Origin of the sequence: Porphyromonas sp. CAG:1061 (assembly GCF_000435035.1) — a bacterium.
In the GTDB taxonomy this organism is placed as follows: domain Bacteria; phylum Bacteroidota; class Bacteroidia; order Bacteroidales; family Porphyromonadaceae; genus Porphyromonas_A; species Porphyromonas_A somerae.
Genome location: NZ_HF988873.1, coordinates 1 through 938, shown reverse-complemented (window position 1 = coordinate 938; position 938 = coordinate 1). Strand labels below are relative to the sequence as shown.

The 938-nt window shown below is 49.4% G+C and carries 1 protein-coding gene; it reads right to left on the bottom strand.

The genetic code is table 11. The features are described from left to right. Window positions 1-72: 72 nt before the first annotated feature. A complete protein-coding gene (locus tag QVO39_RS01960) occupies window positions 73-777 on the bottom strand; it encodes a lysophospholipid acyltransferase family protein (RefSeq protein WP_021902790.1) in 705 nt (234 codons plus the stop codon). Between the last annotated feature and the right edge of the window lie 161 nt (window positions 778-938).

Genomic DNA, 938 nt, shown 5'->3' with positions numbered 1-938 from the left:
GCCTATTTAAGAGGGACCTCTGCCGAGGTCCTACCGGTCTATTTCTTATGTATAAACCCTTTTGGACGTCTCTTATTGGATGCACTCCTTTACCTTCTGCATCAGCTCCTCAATCGTAGCCCCTTCGGTTGTCTCAAGGGCAGGGAAAAACTGCAGCTCCAGCCGACCCCACTTGGGGAGATAGGTACCACGCTTAAGGATCTCATACCCACCCGATATTTTGGCAGGCACGATAGGGGCACCCATCTCAGTAGCCACCCTAAAGGCCCCTTTACGCAGCTTATCCAAATGTCCAGTAAGGGTACGGCTCCCCTCTGGGAACATAAAGATATGATACCCATCGGCAATCGCCTTCTCGCAATCCTTCACCACACGAATAGCACCCGAGGGGGTATTCTCCACAAAGATAAAGCCAAGCTTCTCACACGCCCAACCCACAAAGGGGAGCTTGCGAAGCGACCCCTTCAATACCCACTTAAAACGCACACCAGCATATCCGTAGAGTAGAAAGATATCCATTGCACTGGTGTGATTGGGCGTCACCACTGAGGGGCGACTCTTGGGCAAGTACTCACGCCCCCTCACCTTTACAGGGATCAAAAGCAACGCCAGCGTCACGATACTCCATATCTTACCAGGCCAGTAGCCAAAGACACGCTCGCCACCAAGGATACTTCCCAAAGCCGCAATTATAGCGGTGAGAATCGTCAGAACCAAAAAGAGTGGCAGCACCACAAGAATCGTGTACAGTGTGTACAATATACGCTTTATAATCATCTATTTGAGCTTTTAGCAGATAAAACTGCCCAAAGATACCCAATTCTCCGTTGGCAATCAATAGATATCCCCGGGGTTAACGCATTAGAAAAGGTCTTAGCAAGTGACATTCATCAAAGTAGATATGGTAAAGGACCTCGGAGAGGTCCGATTTGTCGTAG

Coding starts and splice junctions, on each gene's coding strand:
- QVO39_RS01960 (WP_021902790.1), bottom strand. CDS start 777: ATGATTATAAAGCGTATATTGTACACACTGTACACGATTCTTGTGGTG.